This is a genomic window from Mesorhizobium sp. B3-1-7 (assembly GCF_006439385.1).
Lineage (GTDB): Bacteria > Pseudomonadota > Alphaproteobacteria > Rhizobiales > Rhizobiaceae > Mesorhizobium.
Genome location: NZ_VFTL01000017.1, coordinates 123,720 through 141,679 on the forward strand (window position 1 = coordinate 123,720; position 17,960 = coordinate 141,679).

Below are 17,960 nucleotides of genomic sequence, written 5' to 3' on the forward strand. Positions count from 1 at the left end.
ACATTTGCGCCAGCCGCGGCTCCCTGGCCGATTAGGCCCGCGTTCCGCCCTCAGTTCAGCCAGTCGCCGCATGGGCGCAAACAGGTCGACAAAACCCATTTCTTCCCGGACCACGACAAGCTCGTCGCCTATCGCGGCGAGCCGCTTTGCACTTTCCGGCAAATACCGGCTTTCCAGGGAGGCGGGAAGCGTTCCTTCGTTCTGGCCGAACAGCCCCCATCTGCCATCCGCGCAATCGCGAAGCGCAACCAGCAAGGCAGCGGAATAGGCAGCCTCAAGAGACTGCCTTTCCTTTTCCAAAGCTGCTTCGCGCTTCGCAGAGGCCATTCCCGAGCTTCCTAGTCGATCGACCTCAGCACATCGCGAACATGGTCGATCAGTTCGTTGATCTGGCCCTTGGTGATGATCAGCGGCGGCGACAGCGCAATGATGTCGCCGGTGGTGCGGATCAGCGCGCCGCGCTCGAACGCCTTCACGAAGGCCGAGAACGCCCGCTTGGTCGGGCTGCCGGCGATCGGCGCCAGTTCGATCGCGCCGATCAGGCCGATGTTGCGGATGTCGATGACATGCGGTTCGCCCTTCAGCGAATGCAGCGCGTCTTCCCAGTAAGGCGCAAGTTCCTCGCCGCGCGTCAGCAGGCCCTCTTCCTTGTAGGTGTCCAGCGTGCCGAGCGCCGCGGCACAGGCGATCGGGTTGCCCGAATAGGTGTAGCCGTGGAAGAACTCGATCATGTGCTCCGGGCCGGTCATGAAGGCGTCGTGGATCTCCTTCTTGACGAACACCGCGCCCATCGGGATGACGCCGTTCGACACGCCCTTGGCCGTGGTCATGATATCCGGCGTGACGCCGAAATAGTCGGCCGCGAACGGCGCGCCGAGACGGCCGAAGCCGGTGATCACTTCATCGAAAATCAACAATATGCCGTGCTTCGTGCAGATTTCCCGAAGTTTCTGCAGATAACCCTTCGGCGGCAGGATGACGCCGGTGGAGCCGGCGACGGGCTCGACGATGACGGCGGCGATGGTCGAGGCGTCATGCAGGGTGACGAGACGCTCAAGCTCGTTGGCGAGCTCCGCGCCATGTTCCGGCACGCCCTTCGAGAAGGCGTTCTTCTCCGGCAGATGCGTGTGCGGCAGGTGGTCGACGCCGCCGAGCAGCGTGCCGAACATCTTGCGGTTGGAGACGATGCCACCGACCGAGATGCCGCCGAAATTGACGCCGTGATAGCCGCGCTCGCGGCCGATGAGGCGGGTGCGCGAGCCCTCGCCCTTGACCCGGTGATAAGCGATCGCCATCTTCAGCGCCGTCTCGACCGATTCCGAACCGGAATTGGTGAAGAAGACATGGTCCATGCCCTTGGGCGCGATGTCGACCAGGCGGTTCGCCAGTTCGAACACGATCGGGTGGCCCATCTGGAAGGCTGGAGCGTAGTCGAGCTCAGCGGCCTGGTTCTGGATGGCCTCGGTGATCTTCGGCCGGCAGTGGCCGGCGTTCACGCACCACAAGCCAGCAGTGCCGTCGAGCACCTTGCGGCCGTCGCTTGTCGTGTAATGCATGTCCTTGGCGGACACGAACATGCGCGGCGCCTGCTTGAACTGCCGGTTTGCCGTGAACGGCATCCAGAATGCGCTGAGATCGTTCGGCGTGACTTTCAGCCGGTTGGACATGACCAGGACTTCCCCTTGTAAGCGTGTTTCGGTGCGGCCAACGCTTGGTCTTCGCTGCGTTTTCGTGCTACGCAAAATTTTGACCGGTTGGACAAACGTTAGCACCGCCTGTCGGCGGTCAAGGGATTACTAGCGGAAATGCGGCATCGAAATCGCGCTCCACAGCCCAAGGAAAAACTGGTCCAGACAATTGGTCCAGAGAGCCCCCGCGAAGACGGCCTGCAAGGATGACGGACACGATGGAAAGCTCCGCTCCCCGCCGCACCCGCATCCAGCAGGAAAAGCGCGAGCTCATCCTGGAAGCCGCGCTCGAAGTCTTCTCCGCCAACGGTTTTCGCGGCTCGACCATCGACCAGATCGCCGAAGCCGCCGGCATGTCGAAGCCGAACCTTCTCTATTACTTCCGCCGCAAGGAAGACATTCACGAGACGTTGATGCAGCGCCTGCTCGACACCTGGCTGGCGCCGTTGCGCGAGCTCGACGACATCGGCGATCCGCTGACGGAGCTCAGAAGCTACATCCGCAGAAAGCTCGAAATGGCGCGCGACTTCCCGCGCGAAAGCCGGCTGTTCGCCAACGAGATCCTGCAGGGTGCGCCGCGCATCAAGCCGATGCTGGAGGGTGAACTGAAGACCCTGGTCGACGAGAAGGCCACCGTCATCAAGGGTTGGATGCGCGCCGGCAAGATCGCCCGCACCGATCCCTGGCACCTGATCTTCTCGATCTGGGCGACGACGCAGCACTATGCCGATTTCGACGTCCAGGTTCGCGCCGTGCTCGGCGCCGATCGCGGCGGCGACGGGCGCTTCGAGGACGCCGCGCGCTTCCTGGAGCAGCTGTTCCTGGATGGGCTGAAGCCGAAGGGCTGACGTCTCGGCAAAAGGAGCCTAACGGACGGGCCAACTTGCCGGCCGTCTAGTTGTTGCTGTCCATCGAGATTAGCCGCAGCCCCCTCAGTTTCGTCATCCACGGGCGGAGCAAGGAGCGAAGCGACGCGGCGCAGACCCGAGGATCCATTCCGTGACCTTGGAGCGCCGCTACGGTGCAGAATTCTGCACCGCTGCACTCCATCGCAAAAGTAACGGAATGGATCCTCGGGTCTCCGCGTCCGCTTCGCTCCCGCTGCGCCCGTGGATGACGAAGCTGAGGGGACCTCACGCGCTGCGCCGTTCGCCCGGAAGCCCCTCAAGCAATTTCCGCAACTTCGCGACCGAGTTCTGTTCCGCCAGCGGCGTGTAGACGATCAATCGCATGTCCGAGCCGTCGTCGATCGACAGGCTCATATGCTCGAACGTCATGGCGCCGGCGATCGGATGGCGCAGATGCTTCAGGCCGGAGAGCCGGTGCACCACATCGCGCTGCGGCCACCATTCGCGGAACTCGGGGCTTGAGCGCATCATCAGCGCGATCAGCCGCTCGAAATCAGGATCGCCGGTGTATTTCGCGCTCTCGGCGCGGAACGCGGCAAGGGTCGCGCGCGCCAGTTGCTCCCAATCCACCAGCAGGTGCCGCCGGCGCGGATCGGTGAACACGCCGTGGATGATGTTGCGGGCATCGCCCTCCAGTAGGCCGTAATCGCCGAAAATGGCGACGGCCGCGTCATTCCATGCCAGCACGTCCCAGCGCGGGCCGACGACATAGGCGGGCTGCAGGACCAGGCTCTGCAGCATGTGCAGCAACGGTCCCTCGACCTTTACCTGTACGATGCGCCGCCGCTCCGGCTGCTGGCGGCCGGCGAGCGTGAACAAATGCCGCTGCTCGGCGCCGTCGAGCCGCAATGCCTGGCAGAGCGCGGTCAGGACCTCGACCGAAGGACGCACGTCCCTGCCCTGTTCCAGCCAGGTGTACCAGGTCGTGCCGACGCCGGCGATCATCGCCACTTCCTCGCGCCTCAGCCCGGGCGTGCGCCGCCGCTGACCGGCGGCGATGCCGGTCTCCGAGGGCGAAAGCCGCTCGCGACGGGAACGCAGGAAGGCGCCGAGCTCGCGCCGGCGCTGATCTTCGGGAGAATGGGCGATGGCATCCATGCATCTATTATAGCAGTACCGATACCAGGATAAAGTTTGAACTGTTTAGGCCTCGCACTATGCCCCATCTTTCCGTTCAGAGCAGCGCAAGGAGGCTCTGGACATGGAACTCAAGGACAAAACCATTCTCGTCACCGGTTCGACTGACGGCGTCGGCCGCGTGGTCGCCGAGCGGCTCGGCGCGGCCGGCGCGCGCGTGCTGGTGCATGGCCGCGACGAAGGACGCGGCAAGGCGACCGCGGCCGCCATAGAAGCAAAAGGCGGCAAAGCCGAATTTCTCGCAGCCGACCTCGCTTCGCTTGTCGAAGTACGCCGCCTCGCCGAAGCCGTGCGCGCAAGGACCGACCGGCTCGACATCCTGATCAACAATGCCGGCGTCGGCACCGGCGGCCAGGGCGCGAAGCGGCAGGTCAGCATTGACGGCTATGAACTGCGCTTCGCCGTCAACTATCTCGCCGGTTTCCTGCTGACCTCGGAACTCTTGCCGCTCATCAAGGCAAGCGCGCCGGCGCGCATCGTCAATGTCGCCTCGGCCGGCCAGCAGGCGATCGACTTCGACGACGTGATGCTGACGCATGGCTACAGCGGCGTGCGCGCCTACTGCCAGAGCAAGCTGGCGCAGATCCTGTTCACCGTCGACCTGGCTCAGCAGCTCGATGGCACGGGCGTCAGCGTCAACGCCTTGCACCCGGCAAGCTACATGGACACCACCATGGTCCGGCAGGCCGGCGTCACGCCGTGGAGCTCGGTCGAGACCGGCGCCGACGCCATCCTCAACCTCGCGACGTCGCCCGCGCTCGAAGGGCGTAGCGGCCGCTACTTCGACGGCCAGCGCGAATCGCGCGCCGAGGCCCAGGCCTATGACGAAAAGGCCCGCCGCCGGTTGCGGACCTTGAGCCTCGAACTGATCGAGCGTCCATCCTCCAAATCCAAGGAACAACATTCATGAGCGAGACCATCGAACATTGCGTCATCATCGGCGGCTCATCCGGCATCGGCCTTGCCACGGCCAAACGGCTGGTCGGCCCCACCATGAAAGTGACCATCACCGGCCGCAACGAGGAGAAGCTGAAGAGCGCGTGGAAGACCCTTGATGGCACCGTCGGCAAGGCCGCCTTCGACGCCACCAAGCCGGACGAGGTCCGGCATTTCTTCGACGGTCTCGGGCCGTTCGATCACCTGGTCCTCGCCGCGAGCGGCGGCAAGGGATTGGGGCCGTTCGCGACGCTCGACCTCGCCGATATCGGCAGTGGCGTCGAGGAAAAGATCCGGCCGCAATTGTCCTGTCTGCAGGCGGCCCTGCCGACCATGAACAAGGCCGGATCGGTCACCTTTATCTCGGCCGTCTCGGCGCAGATTGCAGCGCCCGGCGTCGCCGGCATCGGCGCCATCAACGGCATGCTGCTCACCGTCGCGCCGATCCTGGCTGTCGAGCTGAAGCCGCTGCGCGTCAACGTCGTGGCGCCCGGCGTCATCGACACGCCCTGGTGGGACTTTTTGCCGGACGATCAGCGGCAGGCGGTGTTTGCCGAATATGCCGGCAAGACACCGGTCGGCCGCATCGGCCGCGCCGAGGACGTCGCCGAAGCGATCGCCTTCCTGGTCTCCAACGGCTTCATGACCGGCCAGGTGCTGACTTGCGACGGTGGTTTGCGCTTTGCGGCGTGAGTGGTGACTAATGCATGGCGCTCAGAAGTGTGCAGCGGTTCTGGGACAACGACATGCATCAAAACAAAGACCTAAAGCGCGTCGCCTGAATCCGTTCCAGCGCGACGCGCTTTAGGCGAAAATCCAACGTCAGCGCCGCGACCAGCCATTTCTCCCCGTTCACGGGGAGAAATGGCCGGCAGGGCAATGAGGGGCAGCGCCGACATCAGCAAATAGCTCGCCGACAACTGAACCGCCCCGCGCGCCGCCCCCTTCGCTCAGGCGGCCTTGGCCCTCTCGACCGGGTGGATGGCATGGAAGGAGACGCTGAGCCGGTTCCAGGTGTTGATCATGCCGACAGCCACCGTCAGCTTGACCAATTCCTCCTCGGAGAAATGTTCGAGCGTGCTGGCATAGAGGTCGTCCGGAACGCCGTTCTCCGAAATCTTCGTTACCTTCTCGGTCCAGGCAAGGGCGGCGCGCTCGCGCTCTGAAAACAGCGGCGATTCCTTCCAGGCGGCGACCAGATAGAGCCGCTGCTCGGTCTCGCCGTCGCGCCTCGCCTCGCGGCTGTGCATGTCGACGCAGTAGGAACAGCCATTGATCTGCGAGGCCCTGAGCTTGACCAGATGCATCAGGCTTTCTTCCAGCCCGCACTCGTCGACCGCCTTGTTGAGCGCCGTGACCGCCTTCAGAAGCTCCGGAGCCTTGGCGTAGAATTGCAATCTCTGTTTCATCGTCTTTCCTTCCAGGTTTTGGGTGGGTCTATATCTGTTTGGATGAAGCGGATTTCTGCGGCCGCTGGTGCCGCTCGACGAAGGCGCAACTCGCGGCATAGGATCGCGGATCGCCTTCGGCCGCATACTCCGCCACGATGTCGGAAATCTTCACTTCGGCGAGCGCTGCCCGATAGGCGCGCTCGGCCTTCAGCATCGCGGCATTGATGCCGCAGGGTTTGACATAGGCCGAGGCATCGATCTTGACCGGGGCACGCTGGCGTATCTCGCCGCAGCGGAACGCCGGCTCCCGTCCCTCGACGGCCAGCACGACGTCGAGCAGCGTGATCTGTTCCGCCGCCCGCGCCAGCCGATAGCCGCCCGCCGGCCCTGGCACCGATTCCAGGATGCGCGCCGCCGTGAGCTGGTTGAGATGTTTCAGTAGATAGCTCGGCGACAGCCCGAAGCACTCGGCGAGCGCGGCGCCAGGCATGGTGCTGTTGCCATCGACGCTGGCCAGCGTCGCCGCGCAATGGATGGCCGCCTCAACGCCCTCGCCCAGCTTCATCGTGCCGATCTCCAATTCATGGATATCTTTTATCGTGGATAGTTTTTATCTGCAATAGGCAAGATGAAAATTGCCCGCTAATTCGCAATGGCAGGATGAGAGAGAACGGCGCTTCGCAGGAGTTGGGTTCCTCGCACCCGGCAAAGCGCTACGCTATGCACATCTTCTGTGACTGGCGCGACTGATCAGGCCGAAGCTTGATTGCCACATGGTTCCCCCAATCCGTCGCTGCTTCGCAGCGCCACCTTTCCCCCCTCCGGAGGGAAAGGAAGGGAGCGCCGCTGGACGAGCATTGACGGCAAAAAGCTTGGCACGCCTTCCTCTACCCCGTCGATCGGGGGAGAGGTGGCTCGGCGAAGCCGAGACGGAGTGGGGGTCGACCAGCGCTGCATAAGACAATGCATGCGCCAAGCTCCCATGCACGCTATCGCCAAAGGCCAGCCGCTTGGAAATGTGGCACGCCGTAGCCGCAAACGAGGCGCAAGGAATGGCAACAGGCAATTTGGGGCCTCGGCGGTGTCCAGCCGTCCCGAAGACCCCTCTCCGTCCCGGCTTCGCCGGGCCACCTCTCCCCACTGCGTGGGGCGAGGAACCCAAGCCTATTCCGCCGCCACCTTGGCCATCGGATTGTTGGGGTGCGTCGTCCAGTTGGCGTAGATCGGGGACACCGGCTTGCCGGTGCGCTGGTCCATCACGCCGGCCGCCAGCGGCTCCATGGTGATGCAGCCTTCGACCGGGCAGACATTGACGCAGAGGTTGCAGCCGACGCATTCGGCCTCGATCACTTCGAAATGCCTGACGCCGTCGACCATATTGGTGATCGCCTGGTGCGAGGTGTCCTCGCAGGCGATATGGCAGCGGCCGCATTTGATGCAGGCGTCTTGGTCGATATGCGCCTTGGCGACATAGTTGAGGTTGAGATACTGCCAGTCGGTGACGTTGGGCGTTGCGCGGCCAATGATGTCGGAGAGCGAGGCATGGCCCTTCTCGTCCATCCAGTTCTCCAGCCCGGCGATCATCTCCTGCACGATCTTGAAGCCGTAGGTCATGGCCGCGGTGCAGACCTGCACATTGCCGGCGCCGAGCGCCATGAATTCAGCGGCATCACGCCAAGTGGTGATGCCGCCGATGCCCGAGATCGGCAGGCCATGCGTTTCGGGATCGCGCGCGATCTCGGCCACCATGTTCATGGCGATCGGCTTCACCGCCGGACCGCAATAGCCGCCATGCGAGCCCTTGCCATCTATGGTCGGCTGGGGGGCGAAACTGTCGAGATCGACGCCGGTGATCGAGTTGATGGTGTTGATCAGCGACACCGCGTCCGTGCCGCCGGCAAGTGCCGCTCGCGCCGGCTTGCGCACATCGGTGATATTGGGCGTCAGCTTGGTGATGACCGGCATACGGGTATTCTGCTTGCACCAGCGCACCACCATCTCGATGTATTCGGGCACCTGGCCGACAGCCGCGCCCATGCCGCGTTCCGACATGCCATGCGGGCAGCCGAAATTGAGCTCGATGCCGTCGGCTTCCGTGTCCTCGACCACCGGCAGGATTGCCTTCCAGGCGTCCTCGACGCAGGGAACCATCAGCGAGACGACGATGGCGCGGTCGGGCCAGTCCTTCTTGACCTGCTTGATCTCGCGCAAATTGACCTGCAGGTCGCGGTCGGTGATCAGCTCGATATTGTTCAGGCCGAGCAGGCGGCGGTCGGCGCCCCAGATCGCGCCGTAGCGCGGGCCGTTGACGTTGACGACCGGCGGGCCCTCCTCGCCCAGCGTCTTCCACACCACGCCGCCCCAGCCGGCCTGGAAGGCGCGGATGACATTGTAGGCCTTGTCCGTCGGCGGCGCCGAGGCCAGCCAGAACGGGTTGGGCGACTTGATGCCGACGAAATTGTTGCGGATGTCTGCCATGCTCATGCCCTCCCGTTAGAGGTCAGTGCCCGGTGGATGCTCTCGGCGGCGTCGCGCCCTTGCGCCACCGCCGAGACCGTCAGATCGTCGCCGCCGAAGATGCAGTCGCCGCCGGCCCAGACTTTCGCGAGCGAAGTGCGGCCTTCCGCATCGACCCTAATGCGTCCGCCTTCGAGGTCGATCTGCTCGCCGCTGCCGTTGAGATGCGCCGGCACGAAGCTCTGGCCGATCGCCTTGAACACCTGGTCGGCGACAAGCGTGAGCCGTTCGCCGGTGCCTGTGAGCTTGTCGCCATTCATCGCGGTGTATTCGAGCTCGATCGCGGAAACCTTGCCGTTCTCGGCAAGGACGCGCTTCGGCTGAAGCCAGTGGCGGATGGTGACGCTGTTGGCGGCGGCCAGATCCTGTTCGAAGCCGGACGCGTTCATGTGCTCCTGGCCGCGCCGGTAGCAGACCGTCACCTCTTCCGCGCCGAGCAGCTTCGACTGCACCGCGGCATCGATCGCCGTCATGCCGCCGCCGATGACGACGACGCGTCGGCCGACCGGCAGGCTGGAAAGATCGCTCGCCTGGCGCAGTTCCGAGATGAATTCCACCGCATTGGTGACGCCATCGGCATCCTCGCCATCGGCGCGCAGCGCATTGACCCCGCCGAGCCCGAGCCCAAGGAACACCGCGTCGTAGTTACGCATCAGGTCGGCAAGCTGGAAGTCGCGGCCGAGCGCCTTGCCGTTCTGGATATCGATGCCGCCGATCGCCGTGACATAGTCGACCTCGGCCTGGGCGAAATCGTCGACGCTCTTATAGGCGGCGATGCCATATTCGTTGAGGCCGCCGGCCTTCGGCCGCGCCTCCAGGATCGTCACCTCATGGCCATGACGGGCGAGGCGATGCGCTGCCGCCAGCCCGGCCGGCCCGGCACCGACCACGGCGATGCTCTTCCCGGTCGGCTCGGCGCGCTTGTAGAACTGCTTGTCCTCGCTCATGGCGACGTCGGTGGCGTAGCGCTGCAGCCGGCCGATCTGCACAGGCTTGCCCTCCGCCACCTCGCGCACGCAGACCTCTTCGCACAGCGTCTCGGTCGGGCAGACGCGGGCGCACATGCCGCCAAGGATGTTCTGGTCGAAGATCGTCTTGGCCGAGCCCAGCGGATTGCCGGTCGCGATCTGACGGATGAACAGTGGGATGTCGATCGAAGTCGGACACGCGTTCATGCACGGCGCGTCGTAGCAGAAATAGCAGCGATCGGATTCGACCAGCGCCTCATGATGATCGAGCGGCGGATGCAGGTCGGAAAAATTGTCGGCATATTGCTCGGAAGACAGCCGGCCGCCGGCAATGCCTTCGATGAAATGACCAGTCGCCATTCCAGCTCCCCTTGTTGTCGTTTTGGGAAGGCTAGCACGTTTTATTTTTTTATCAATTGGTCAATTTTCGGCCAAGCCACTGTAATGGCTGACTAAAACATGACAAATGAAATCATGTTATAGCCACCTCAGTAGCCTCTGCTATGGCATGGCTTGTGACCTTGTGGCCATGGATCGACCGGATCTCGTCCGCCACCAGTTGCTGCAGCCGCCACAGATTGCGGTCATGGATGCCGAATGTCTCGAGGTGGCTGACGGTGTTGTAGAGATATTCGGCGCCGGAACCGACATGGCCGCACGCGCGAGCCAGTATCTTTGCTACGCTCTCCAGCGGCTGCCCGAGAGACGTCCCCCTGCCGGTGACGCCGACCCAGAAACCGAGCGCCTTGAGCGATCCTTGCACGGTGCGCACTGGGACCCATCGCACCGAGCTGACGGCTTCGTGATCGTCGATCTCGCGTCGCAACAGCCTTTCGATCTGGGCTGCCTTGTCACCGTCCGGCAGGCGGTAGATCACGCCATCGCAGCGCCCGCCGCGTTCGAGCGCCATCATCAGTCCGGGCTGCTCGGCGCTTCCTCTCCAGCGCACGAGATCCAGGCAGAAGGAGCGATGCCAGCCATGCGCCGAGGCGCGCAACTGCTCGACGGACTCGAAGGCCGGTTTCCAGATTAGCGAGCCATAGGCGAACACCAAAGCGGACCTTCATCGGCCTCGCCGGCAAGACGCGTAGCGAGCGTCCGGAAATCATCGTCGCTTAGCTGTGTCCAATCCCCGCTGGGGCCAGGGTCGACCTCCTCCCGATGGCACAGAGCGACAAGCTCCGGCGTCAGTGACATGTGGCGCATGGATCGAAACCCCTCATCGGCAACAAGCAAAGTCGAAAACCCCATGGCGCGCAAGATTGCGAATCCTAAAGCATCACGCAGGAACGGATCGGAGCGAGGCGCGCTTTGATGCATGTCGTCGTCGCAAAACCGCTGCGCGCCCTAGGCGATATGCGCTAGTGCCTTGCCATCCTCGAATTCCGGCCCAGATGTCGGATTTCTGTCGCCAGGATCGTCCTAGGATGGATCGAACCGCGATCGCTGCCTGAACCGGTGAGGAGACCGACGATGCCGAAATCCCCGCAACCTTTCTTCTGGTACGAACTGATGACCACCGACCTCGACGCCGCCGAGGCTTTTTATACCGCCGTTGTCGGCTGGCGGGCCGAGCCCTTCGACAAGGCGCCTGGCATGCCGCGCTACATCGTGATGAATTCCAGCGTGCGCGGCGTCGGCGGGCTGATGACGATGCCGGAAGAACCCGCCAAGATGGGTATGCCGCCGGCCTGGGTGGGCTATATCTACACCAAGGACGTCGACGCCTCGACGCAAGCGCTCAAGGACGCCGGCGGTGCGGTGCACCGCGCGCCGGACGACATTCCGGGCGTCGGCCGCTTCGCCGTCGTTGCGGACCCGCAAGGCGCCGCCTTCATGTTCCTTCAGCCCAATCAGCCTGAACAGCCGCCGGTGCCGGCGACCACACCCGGCCATGTTGGCTGGCACGAGCTCTACACCTCGGACTGGAAAGCCGCCTTCGACTTCTATTCCAGCCAGTTCGGCTGGGAGAGCGCCGGCCAGTTGGACATGGGTGAGATGGGCATCTACCAGACCTTCGGCGCCGGCCCCGAATCCGGCGGCGGCATCATGAACAAGCCGCCGCAGATCCCGGTTCCCGTCTGGCAGTTCTATTTCAACGTCGACGCCATCGACGCCGCCGCCAAGCGCGTCACCGACAATGGCGGCAAGGTCATCATGGGACCGATGGACGTGCCGAGCGGCCAGTGGATCATCCAGTGCCAGGACCCGCAAGGCGCGCATTTCGCGCTGCTGGCGTCGACGCGTTAGCAGCGCGTGGTTGGATGGGCTGATGCCGGATCACTCCGGCGTCAGCACAGCCACCTTCAGATCGGCCTTTTTTGCGCCGCTGATCTGGATGATCGCCGCGCCGCCGGCGAGCTTGAAGCGCACGCTCTTGCGGATGCCCGGGCAGGTCTTGACGCCGCTGAAAGCCGCCGATTTTACGGTCTTGCCGTCCTGCACGACATCGATCCAGGCTTCGTCGGACAGGCTGAGCTGCAACTCGCCATCAGGCGGCACGGCCACGCTGGCCGTCGCGCCGAACGTGCCGGCTTCCGGTGCGCGTTCCGGCGGCACTTCAAAGCTGACCGTATCGACGGCCTCGAGCGAGAAATCCACCGCTTGCCCGACTGTCAGGGAGGTGCCGGACTGGGCGGCCGGCGCCGCCGGGAACAGGGCCTGCTCGCGCGCAACCGGCCATTTGAAGGCATCGCAGCCCCCGTCAGCGGCCGCGGCGAAGCTGGTGCCTGCAAGGATTGCGAATAGGCTGATGAGGATTTTTTTCATGGCAAAGCGGACCCGTATGGTTTGATGTCTCGGCATATCAATACAACCATAGGGATAAATATGCAACCATTGCGAGAACATTTGTTGAGAGGTGAAACCATTTTCACTCACCGATTGTTGATGGTGGGGCCGTGGGAAGTGAGTGGTCCATTGCCGGGTGATAATTTATCGCCGGGCGGGGTAAAATGGAGTTTTAGATGAAGCTTTTTGAAAGCCTTGCCCGGTACCGGCCGCAGGCGCTGGGCGTGCTGCGCATCATGACCGCGTTGCAGTTCATCGAACATGGCTCGCAGAAGCTGTTCAACTTCCCGGTCAGCGCTCAGCCGCACGCCCTTACCGGGCTGACGACGGCGGCCGGCATTCTCGAATTCGCTGGCGGCATCCTGCTGGCGCTCGGGCTCTTCACCCGCCCGGTCGCCTTCCTCCTGGCTGGCGAAATGGCCATCGCCTATTTCATGGCGCACTTCCCGCGCGACTTCTTCCCCGTAAACAACGGCGGCGACTTGGCGATCTCCTTCTGCTTCATCTTCCTCTATCTTATATTCGCCGGCCCAGGCGCCTTCGCGCTGGACAACCGTCGCGGCTGACAAAGCATGCACCGCCAGTGCATGTCGCCCAAAAGTGCTCAGCCGTTTTGGGATGACGGCATGCACAAAGCCAAGAATCTGAAGCGCATCGGCGAAGCCGTAGCGCTTCAGGCGCGCATCCGTTCGAAATTGGCGTCGAACAGCGCCGCCGCCTGGATGCGCGCCGCATGACGCTTGCCGAGGATCTCGATCTCGAACCCGTCCGGTCTGTCGGCGATCTCCTTGGGCACATAGCCCAAGGCGACCGACTTCCCCGAATTATGCGCATAGCCGCCGGACGTGACCCAGCCGAGCACGACACCGTCATGCCAGATCGCCTCGTCGCCGATGACGTCGGCATCGGTGGCGTCGACAATGAAGCTGCGCAGCCGAAGCTTGCCGCCCCCTTTGCGCTCGGCGAGCGCCGCTGCCTTGCCGATGAAATCGGCATCCTTGCCATAGGCGACGAAACGGTCGAGCCCGGCCTCGAGCGGCCCGTAGATCGGCCGGTACTCGCGCGCCCATGAGCCGTAGTTCTTCTCGAGCCTCAGCGCATTGAGCGCCCTCGAGCCGAACAGGCCGATCGAAAATTCCTCGCCCGCCGCCAGCAGCGCCTGGAAGGCGGCGCGCTGATATTCGGGCGCCACCCAGATCTCGTAGCCGAGATCGCCGGTATAGCTGACGCGCCCGACCAGGCACGGCGCCATGCCGATATCCATCAGCGCCACCGCCATGAACGGGAATGCGGCATTGGAGACGTCGGCGCGGCTGGCTTTCGCCAGCACCTCCCGCGCTTTCGGTCCGGCGATGGCGAGGCCGGTGAGTTTCTGCCCCAGCGCCTCGATGTGTACCGAGCCGTCCTTGGGCAGATGCGCCTCGAACCAGCGCATGTGGTATTGCTCGGCGACGCCGGAGCCGGCGATGAACCATTCGCCGTCGCCAACGTTGGCGAGCGTGAAGTCGCCGATCAGCTTGCCGTCTTGCTTCAGCATCGGCGCCAGCGTCATGCGGCCGGGCTTCGGCAATTTGCAGGCAAGCACACGGTCGAGCCAGGCTGAGGCGCCCTCGCCCGTCACCTTGTATTTGGCGAAGTTCGAGATCTCCGACAGGCCGACGCCGCCGCGCACCGCCGCCACTTCATTGGCGATATGGGCGAAATCGTTGGAGCGCCGCCATGAGAACTCATCCTTGACGCCCGCGGGCGCATACCACAGCGGCACCTCAAGCCCGAAAGAAACGCCCCATTGCGCGCCCTTGGCCGACAGCAGGTCGTAGACCGGCGTCGTCTTGAGCTGGCGCCCGGCCGGCAATTCCTCGTTGGGGAAACGGATCGAGAAGCGGCGCGAGTAATTCTCGCGCACTTTGGCGTTGGTGTAGGCCATCGTCGCCCAGTCGCCGTAGCGGGCGACATCCATCGCCCAGATGTCGGCGCCGGGATCGCCCTCGATCATCCAGTTGGAGAGCGCGAGACCGACGCCGCCGCCTTGGCTGAAGCCGGCCATGACGCCGCAGGCGACCCAGAAGCCCGGCAGGCCGCGCACCGGACCGACCAGCGGGTTGCCGTCGGGCGCGAAGGTGAATGGGCCGTTGATGATCTGCTTGATCCCGGTCTTCTGGAAGGCCGGGAAGTGGCGGAAGCCGACTTCCAGCGACGGCGCGATGCGGTCGATGTCCGGTTCCAGCAGCTCATGGCCGAAATTCCAAGGCGTGGTGAACTCCGACCACACCTTGTTGGCCTTCTCATAGGTGCCCATCAGCATGCCGCCGCGCTCCTGGCGCAGATACAGCTCGCCGTCGAAGTCGACGGCATGGATGATCTCGGTGCCGGTCTTCTTGTTCCAATCCGCGACCTCCGGCATGTCCTCGGTGATCAGGTACATGTGCTCCATGGCGAGAACCGGCAGTTCCAGCCCGACCATGCGGCCGACCTCGCGCGCCCACAGCCCTCCGGCATTGACGACATGCTCGGTCACCACCTCGCCCTTGTTGGTGATGACGCGCCACAACCCGTCGGGCCGGCGCACGATGTCCTCGACCTTGGTGAAGCGCTCGACCTCGGCGCCCAGTTTGCGCGCGGCCTTGGCATAGGCGTGGGTCACGCCGGACGGATCGAGGTGGCCGTCCTCCTTGTTGCGCACCGCGCCGACGAACTGGCTGGGATCGATGAGCGGCATCAATTCTGCCGCCTCCTTCGCCGAGATCACCTCGAGGTCGATGCCAAGATAGCGGCCTTTGGAGACGACGCCGCGCAACCAGTCGAGCCGCGCCTCGGTTGCCGCCAGAAGCACGCCGCCCGTCAGGTGCACGCCCGTCGCCTGTCCCGAAAGCTCCTCGATCTCCTTGTAGAGCGAGATCGTGTATTTCTGCAGCTTGGCGACGTTGGGGTCGCCGTTGATGGTGTGCATGCCGCCCGCCGCATGCCAGGTCGAGCCCGAGGTCAGCTCATCGCGCTCGAGAAGCACGACATCGGTCCAGCCATGGCGGGCAAGATGGAACAGCACCGAGCATCCGACGACACCACCGCCGATGACCACGACCTTTGCATGCGACTTCATGGGGTTTTTCTCGTTGGTTCAGTGAGTTGAGAGATTGAAATGAATCAGGATGGGAAGCTGTTCCATCACGGTTCGCCCTGCCCGATCGCTTCCTTGCGGCGCGCCATATAGGCTTCGAGCGCCTCGCGCACGGCGGGGTCCATGGCCGGCTGGACATATTCCTCCAGCGCCTTCTTCCACAGCCGCGTCGCGCGTGCCGTCGTGTCGAGCCCGCCGGCTTCCTGCCAGGCTTCGTAATTCTGCCAGTTGGAGAGCATCGGCTGGTAGAAAGCTGTGGCGTAGCGCTCCAGCGTGTGCGGCTCGCCGAAGAAATGCCCGCCGGTCGGCACCGCGCCCAGCGCTTCCACCGCCAGTTCTCCCTCGTCGACCACGATCGGCCGCAGGAATTCCATCATGTGCTGGATCATCTCGACATCGATGATGAGCTTCTCGAACGATGCCGTCAGCCCGCCCTCCTGCCAACCGGCGGCGTGATAGACGAGATTGCCGTGGCCGAGCACCGCGCCCCACAAGGCCATCAGCGTCTCATAAGCGCCCTGCGCGTCCGCCGCGTTCGAGGCCGACCCCGGCGTCGTGCGATAGGGCAATCCATAGCGCCGCGCCAATTGCCCTGATGCGATATTGGCCTTGGTGTTTTCCGGCGTGCCGAAGGCGGGCGCGCCAGACTTCATGTCGACATTGGAGGTGAAGGCGCCATACATCACCGGCGCGCCGGGCCGCACCAACTGCGTGAGCACGATGCCGAACAGCGCTTCGGCATTCTGCTGCGCCAGCGCGCCGGCCAGCGTCACCGGGCTCATCGCGCCCATCAGCGTGAACGGCGTCACCGCCACCGACTGGCCGTACTCGGCCATGGTCATCAGCCCTTCCGCCATCATCTCGTCGAAGCGGCGCGGCGAGTTGACCGAAATGATGGTGTTGACGCCGGGATCGTCGCGCATCTCATCAAGCGTCAGCCCGCGCGCGATCGCCATCATCTCGATGCCGTCGAGCGCCCTGCCCCTGCCGATCGCCGAGACGTGGAAAGATTTGTCGGTCAGCGTCAGGTTGGCGAAATAGGTGTCCATATGCCTTGTGTTCGCCGGCAGCTCGATCGGCGCGCAGACCTGATTGCCCAGCATGTGGATGCAGTTGAAATGCTGCCCCAGCCGCACGAGGTCCGAATAGTCGGCAAGGTTGCCGGCGCGGCGGCCGCGCTCCATGTCATGCACATTGGGCGGCCCCGCCACCAGCGTGAAGTTGATCGTGCTGCCGCCGAGATGGATGGCGTGGTCCGGGTTTCGGGGCGTCAACGTGTAGGCCGGACGCGTCGACTTCAGCGCCGCCTCGACCATGCCGCGATCGACACGCACATTCATCGAGCCGTGATCGACCTTGGCGCCGGCGCGCCCGAACAGCGACAGCGCCCGCGCGCTCATCACCTCGATGCCGAAATTCTCCAATATATGCATCGACGCCTGGTGGATGGCCTCGATCTGGTCGGCCGACAGCAGCGCCATGGGCGGATAGGGATTCTCCACTCGCCGCCGCGGCAGTTGTGGAATGGCCGCGGGGCCGCCACGGTTGCTGGTGCGCTCGGCGCCGCGCTTGCGTCTTGGTTCGCTCATGCGCGCATCAGAGCGCCAGCATCAGATGCGAGCTGTCAGGAATTCGCCATTTGCCGGCGTGATTTTAGCCAAGGCGGCATTTTTCAAAGCCAATGAAGAGAATAGCGACGCCGATGGTCGTAATATCGACACTCGGCTTTTTCGTGCCTCCACATCCGCGTTAAGGAACCGCGCAAGACTCCTTTTATGATTTCGGCCTATTCGTCTTCCAATGCGTAGGTCGAGTTTTAGTAAAATTGTCGCTGTCTCCGTGCTGCTGGCGCTTTCGGCCTGCGCGACAGCGCCCAGTCACATCAACAATGTCTGCGCCGTCTTCGACCAGAATGACGGCTGGTTCGACAACTGGCAGTCCGCCGCCGAACGGACCGAGCAGAAATACGGCATCCCCGTCCCCGTGCTGATGGCGACCGTGCGCAAGGAATCCGGCTTCAAGAGCAACGCCCGCCCGCCGCGCACCAAGCTGCTCGGCTTCATCCCGTGGACCCATGTCTCGAGCGCCACCGGCTACTCGCAGGCGCTCGACGGCACCTGGTCGCAATATCAAAGCGAGACCGGCAACTGGGCGGCGCGCCGCACCCGCTTTGCCGACGCCATCGACTTCGTCGGCTGGTACCACTCCAAGACCGCCGACACCTTTGGCGTCGCCCGCAACGACACCTACAATCTCTATCTGGCCTACTATCTTGGCTGGACCGCCTATGGCCGCGGCAATCGCGGCGACGCCGGCGTTCAAGGCTACGCGCGCGCCACCGACCAGATGGCCCGCGATTACGCCGCGCAGATGCGGCAGTGCGGCAGTTAACGCTTCGTCTGGGCCTAAAGCGCGTCGCCTGAATCCGCTCACAGTACACGACGCAAGGGTGAGGACGGCTTGAAGTGATTTGATTGGAGGATTCTTCGCCAAAAGGATCCGCCGAT

At 63.8% G+C, this 17,960-nt stretch carries 15 protein-coding genes and 1 pseudogene; 6 read left to right on the plus strand and 10 right to left on the minus strand.

The window, feature by feature from the left end; genetic code table 11:
• Positions 1 to 338: 338 nt before the first annotated feature.
• Positions 339 to 1,667: an aspartate aminotransferase family protein gene (locus FJ417_RS16080; protein WP_140784130.1), complete on the minus strand. Its 1,329-nt coding sequence runs from the start codon at positions 1,665 to 1,667 to the stop codon at positions 339 to 341.
• A 239-nt stretch (positions 1,668 to 1,906) separates the two neighbouring features.
• Here FJ417_RS16080 and FJ417_RS16085 point away from each other — a divergent pair, with 239 nt between their 5' ends.
• Complete coding sequence (locus tag FJ417_RS16085) at positions 1,907 to 2,536, plus strand: TetR family transcriptional regulator C-terminal domain-containing protein (RefSeq protein WP_140657531.1); 630 nt, start codon at positions 1,907 to 1,909, stop codon at positions 2,534 to 2,536.
• 285 nt (positions 2,537 to 2,821) lie between these two features.
• Here FJ417_RS16085 and FJ417_RS16090 read toward each other — a convergent pair whose 3' ends face one another.
• A complete protein-coding gene (locus FJ417_RS16090) occupies positions 2,822 to 3,694 on the minus strand; it encodes a helix-turn-helix transcriptional regulator (RefSeq protein ID WP_140784131.1) in 873 nt (290 codons plus the stop codon).
• Between the two features lie 103 nt (positions 3,695 to 3,797).
• Here FJ417_RS16090 and FJ417_RS16095 point away from each other — a divergent pair, with 103 nt between their 5' ends.
• A complete protein-coding gene (locus FJ417_RS16095; protein ID WP_140784132.1) occupies positions 3,798 to 4,643 on the plus strand; it encodes an SDR family oxidoreductase in 846 nt (281 codons plus the stop codon).
• Complete coding sequence (locus tag FJ417_RS16100) at positions 4,640 to 5,362, plus strand: SDR family oxidoreductase (RefSeq protein WP_140784133.1); 723 nt, start codon at positions 4,640 to 4,642, stop codon at positions 5,360 to 5,362. The genes FJ417_RS16095 and FJ417_RS16100 overlap by 4 nt, the downstream gene beginning before the upstream one ends.
• Before the next feature lie 257 nt (positions 5,363 to 5,619).
• Here FJ417_RS16100 and FJ417_RS16105 read toward each other — a convergent pair whose 3' ends face one another.
• The 5 genes and pseudogenes from FJ417_RS16105 to FJ417_RS16125 all read right to left on the minus strand — a co-directional run bounded on the left by FJ417_RS16105 (position 5,620) and on the right by FJ417_RS16125 (position 10,751).
• A complete protein-coding gene (locus FJ417_RS16105; protein ID WP_140657539.1) occupies positions 5,620 to 6,078 on the minus strand; it encodes a carboxymuconolactone decarboxylase family protein in 459 nt (152 codons plus the stop codon).
• A gap of 28 nt (positions 6,079 to 6,106) precedes the next feature.
• Entirely contained in the window at positions 6,107 to 6,625 is a 519-nt protein-coding gene (locus tag FJ417_RS16110) for an Rrf2 family transcriptional regulator (protein WP_140784134.1), read from the minus strand.
• 599 nt (positions 6,626 to 7,224) lie between these two features.
• Entirely contained in the window at positions 7,225 to 8,538 is a 1,314-nt protein-coding gene (gene preA / locus FJ417_RS16115; RefSeq protein WP_140784135.1) for an NAD-dependent dihydropyrimidine dehydrogenase subunit PreA, read from the minus strand.
• Positions 8,539 to 8,540: 2 nt separating this feature from the next.
• Positions 8,541 to 9,905 carry an NAD(P)-dependent oxidoreductase gene (locus FJ417_RS16120; protein ID WP_140784136.1) on the minus strand — a complete coding sequence of 455 codons (1,365 nt, stop codon included), beginning with the start codon at positions 9,903 to 9,905 and terminating at the stop codon, positions 8,541 to 8,543.
• A gap of 112 nt (positions 9,906 to 10,017) precedes the next feature.
• Positions 10,018 to 10,751, minus strand: a pseudogene (locus FJ417_RS16125) (gamma-glutamylcyclotransferase).
• Positions 10,752 to 11,018: 267 nt separating this feature from the next.
• Between FJ417_RS16125 and FJ417_RS16130 the strand changes: the two are divergent.
• Entirely contained in the window at positions 11,019 to 11,795 is a 777-nt protein-coding gene (locus tag FJ417_RS16130; protein ID WP_140659941.1) for a VOC family protein, read from the plus strand.
• A gap of 30 nt (positions 11,796 to 11,825) precedes the next feature.
• Here the strand turns inward: FJ417_RS16130 and FJ417_RS16135 are convergent, their stop codons facing one another.
• Positions 11,826 to 12,314, minus strand: coding sequence for a hypothetical protein (locus tag FJ417_RS16135; RefSeq protein ID WP_140659945.1), 489 nt, complete (start codon positions 12,312 to 12,314; stop codon positions 11,826 to 11,828).
• A gap of 197 nt (positions 12,315 to 12,511) precedes the next feature.
• Between FJ417_RS16135 and FJ417_RS16140 the strand changes: the two genes are divergently transcribed.
• Complete coding sequence (locus FJ417_RS16140) at positions 12,512 to 12,901, plus strand: DoxX family protein (RefSeq protein WP_140784137.1); 390 nt, start codon at positions 12,512 to 12,514, stop codon at positions 12,899 to 12,901.
• Positions 12,902 to 13,008: 107 nt separating this feature from the next.
• Here the strand turns inward: FJ417_RS16140 and FJ417_RS16145 are convergent, their stop codons facing one another.
• Positions 13,009 to 15,435 carry an FAD-dependent oxidoreductase gene (locus FJ417_RS16145; RefSeq protein WP_140784138.1) on the minus strand — a complete coding sequence of 809 codons (2,427 nt, stop codon included), beginning with the start codon at positions 15,433 to 15,435 and terminating at the stop codon, positions 13,009 to 13,011.
• Between the two features lie 65 nt (positions 15,436 to 15,500).
• The gene (locus tag FJ417_RS16150) at positions 15,501 to 17,042 is read right to left on the minus strand and encodes a trimethylamine methyltransferase family protein (protein ID WP_140784139.1); all 1,542 of its coding nucleotides are present in this window, start codon (positions 17,040 to 17,042) and stop codon (positions 15,501 to 15,503) included.
• 211 nt (positions 17,043 to 17,253) lie between these two features.
• Between FJ417_RS16150 and FJ417_RS16155 the strand changes: the two genes are divergently transcribed.
• Positions 17,254 to 17,844, plus strand: coding sequence for a hypothetical protein (locus FJ417_RS16155; protein ID WP_140784140.1), 591 nt, complete (start codon positions 17,254 to 17,256; stop codon positions 17,842 to 17,844).
• The last annotated feature ends 116 nt before the right edge of the window (positions 17,845 to 17,960 follow it).